The organism is Hyphomonas sp., from assembly GCF_040882205.1.
Classification (GTDB): domain Bacteria; phylum Pseudomonadota; class Alphaproteobacteria; order Caulobacterales; family Hyphomonadaceae; genus Hyphomonas.
The window spans coordinates 1-3249 of the sequence record NZ_JBBEBT010000069.1; the positions used below are offsets into that span (position 1 = coordinate 1).

Annotated in this window: 3 protein-coding genes; 1 reads left to right on the forward strand and 2 read right to left on the reverse strand. The window is 65.5% G+C overall.

Annotation, left to right across the window (positions count from 1 at the left end):
* Together WEA77_RS03020 and WEA77_RS03025 are read right to left on the reverse strand one after the other, a co-directional pair.
* The coding region (locus WEA77_RS03020) for a hypothetical protein (RefSeq protein ID WP_368066382.1) at nt 1-535 on the reverse strand (535 nt) is incomplete at its 3' end.
* A 12-nt stretch (nt 536-547) separates the two neighbouring features.
* A complete protein-coding gene (locus tag WEA77_RS03025; RefSeq protein ID WP_368066383.1) occupies nt 548-1897 on the reverse strand; it encodes a hypothetical protein in 1350 nt (449 codons plus the stop codon).
* 274 nt (nt 1898-2171) lie between these two features.
* Between WEA77_RS03025 and WEA77_RS03030 the strand changes: the two genes are divergently transcribed.
* Nucleotides 2172-3119, forward strand: a complete 948-nt coding sequence (locus WEA77_RS03030) for an isopenicillin N synthase family dioxygenase (RefSeq protein ID WP_368066384.1) — start codon at nt 2172-2174, stop codon at nt 3117-3119.
* Nucleotides 3120-3249: the final 130 nt, after the last annotated feature.

A 3249-nucleotide genomic window follows, 5' to 3' on the forward strand; every position in this document is an offset into this window, starting at 1 on the left:
CGGCCTGCGAGACGAAGGACAGACCGGCGCGGGTCCGGTCCAGCGCGGGGGCATCGATCACTGCCCAGTCGGCTGCAGCCCGCAGCGCCGTCCACCAGCCCGGCGCAGGCCGCAGGCGAACCTTCTGCCCCGGGGCGAGCCGGTCGCTTCGAAACCGCGTCACCAGCAGCCGGAGGCCGTCGATCTGATGGGCATTGAGCAGCTTGCCGTACGAGAGATCTGTTTCATGGCCGGCCACCGTGTAGATCTGTTCGGCGCCGAGCGAGGCGTCGAGCGCATGTCCCGGCCTGCCGACATCCTTGATGATGCCTTGCGCAAAAGACGTGTACTGATGATTTCGCCGGATATCGAGATCGACCAGCCAGGCGGTGCGCGCCGCCCGGCTTGCCGCCATCAGGGCGAAGGAGGCCGCAACGCTGCTGGCGCCCTCGCCTTTGTGGGCGGCGATGAAAAGAATGGTGCGCCCGCCCGCCGCCGGCTCGACCTGCGAAACAGCGCGCCAGAGGCCAGAGAGATTTTGCCGGAGGTCACGCATCGCGGGTCACGCTCAATACACCGGTATCGCGGCGAGCACCGGCAGGCCCAGCGTGCGCTCCAGCGAGGCCGGTGTGGCAAGGCCGCGCTGCGAGACGGCGCGCATCAAGCCCGCTGCCAGCGCCGCGAGCGCCGCCAGGAGTACCCCGAGGAAAGCCGCCGGAAATCTGAGGCTTGTTCCTGTGAGCGGCGCCGCCGCCGGCTCGAGTATCCGGACCGTATTGGCGCCGCGCAGCGTCAGCGCGTTGCGGGTGCGCAGGTCCACTTCCCGCTCGGCCATCGCGGTGATCGACCGTTCGGCGACTTCGCGGCGGCGCTCAAGTTCCTGCAACTCCGGCGCCAGTTCGACGAGGCGGCGCTGGCGAACTTCGAAGGCTGCAATCTGGGATTTCAGCTCCGCCTCTTGCCCGCGCAGCGCCTGCACTTCCGATTGCAATGTCGCGATGGCCGCCTCGACCTGCTGGTGAAGCGGATTGGGCCCGCGGCGCACGAGCCCCGCTTCGCCGCCCGGGCCAAGAAAGAGTTCTGCCTGCGCGAGCTGCTTGTCTAGCTCCTGCACCACCGCCGAATGCTCGCCGTGAAGTGAGGCGTTCTCGTTGCGGTCGAGTTTCATTGCCAGCAATGTCTGCTGGCGTGTGTCTTCGACATAGAGCGACTGCTCCTTCGGGATCGTCTCGATCTGGCGGCGGTAGTTCGCCAGCTGCGCCTCGGCCTGCCGTAGGCGGGATTGCGTCACCAGTAGGTCACCGCTTGCCGACTGATAGAGCTGGCGCAGCGTGTCGCGTTCGGCGGCAAGGTCAATGAGATTGTTCGTGAACAGATACGCTCGGATCGCCTGGTCAATCTCGGCAAGATCCTGTTCGAACCGTTCGCGCTGCTCGCGGAATCGGTCGGCGCGGGTATCCGTAAATACTTCCGCTCGATAAGCGATATAGGCCTTCACCAGTGCATTCAGCATCTCTGCGGACAGGCCGGCATCCGCATGCGCAAAGCGGGCATTAATCACGAGATTGCCGGGCGTGCTGCCAACCTCGAGCGCGTGCAACACCGCCGCCGCGCCCTGCTGCGCGCATGTCGCCGCCTCGCAGCGCCGCGCGATGGACGGATAGACCCGCGCCAGCTGCAGCTCAGCCAGCGCCGCCTCAGCCACCGCCGGGCTGCGCAGCAATTCGGCTTCTGACTGCACCAGCGCGTCGATCTCCGGCGAGATCAGCCCCAGCCCGTCCCGGCTCGCCGCACCTGACCGGTAGACATACTCGTCCCCGAACGACACCAGCATCCGCGAGCTTGCCGAATAACTGTCGGGCAGCGAAACTGCCGCCGCCAGAGCGACCGCCGCCAGCGGCGTGAAGATCGCCAGCATCAGCCATTTCGCCCGCCAAAGGTGCACCGCCAGATCGAGCGCGTTCAGCCTCGGGCGGAGGTGCCCGGACCGGCGCGCCGGCCTCGCCGCCGACCTCCCTGTGGCTGAGCCGGCTTGCGGCATTTCTGGTCCTGACCCGGATAGACTTCAGTCTCCAGCCTGCTCATGCTCCCTTTGATATTTCGTTAATCATTCCGCTGCGTCCCGCAGGCCTGCTTGCCCCGCGTCAGCAGGGCCCCTATCTGCGGCCGCAAGCTTCTGGCAAAATGTAATTATGAAACAATATTTCGAACCGATCCCCTATTCGCTTTGGCACTCGGACAAGGTAGCCTTTTCGGCGGCGCTGGGCCGCTCCTTCCGCGAGACCGGCTTTGGCGTGATCACCGGCCACCCGGTCTCCCAGAAGGCCATCGACGACAACCTCGCTTCCACCAAGGCCTTCTTCGCGCTGCCCGCAGACGCGAAGGAAAAATACCACGACGCCCCCGGCGGGCGCCAGCGCGGCTACACGCCCTTTGGCACCGAGAATGCCAAGGGCCAGACGCAGGCGGATCTGAAAGAGTTCTGGCACACGGGCCGCGACCTGCCGCCCGGCTCGCCTTACCGCGGCACGATGAAGGATACGCCATCTGCCAGCGAAGTCCCGGATTTCGACCGCGCCACCCGCGCGCTCTATGCCTCACTCGATTCCTTCGGCGCCGAGCTCCTGAAAGGCGTTGCCCTGCACCTGAACCTTCCGGAAGACTGGTTCGGCGACAAGGTGAACTTCGGCAACTCCATCCTCCGCCTGCTGCACTATCCGCCGCAGATGGACCCGCCGCCAGAGGGGTCCGTCCGCGCCGGCGCCCACGAAGACATCAACGTCATCACCCTGCTTCTCGGCGCAGAGGAAGCCGGCCTCGAAGTGAAGCACCGCTCCGGCAAATGGCTGGGCGTAAACCCGCCCCCTGGCGCCCTCGTGATCAATTGCGGCGACATGTTGCAGCGCTATACCGGCGGCATCCTGCCCTCCACCACGCACCGCGTCGTCAACCCCGCGCCGGAGCGTTCGAAATTTCCTCGCTACTCGACACCTTTCTTCCTGCACTTCAACCAGGACTTCCTTATCGAAGCCCTGCCCGGCTGCCTCGCCGAAGGCGGCAGGGCCGAGAAGCCGATCACGGCTCAGGACTTCCTGATGGAACGCCTGCGCGAAATCGGCCTCGTCAAGGAACGCAGCTGACGCCAGCGCCTGCGCCAGAATGCAAAACGCCCTCTCCACCGGCGAGGGCGTTTCTTTTTTGATCCGCAGTCGGACGCGCTTTCAATCTGTCCCGCCCATCAGACAAAACACCGCTCATTCTGAGACAAGC

Excerpts from the sequence above, each read along its gene's own strand:
- WEA77_RS03030 (WP_368066384.1), top strand. The coding sequence starts at position 2,172 with ATGAAACAATATTTCGAACCGATCCCCTATTCGCTTTGGCACTCGGAC.
- WEA77_RS03025 (WP_368066383.1), bottom strand. The coding sequence starts at position 1,897 with ATGCTGGCGATCTTCACGCCGCTGGCGGCGGTCGCTCTGGCGGCGGCA.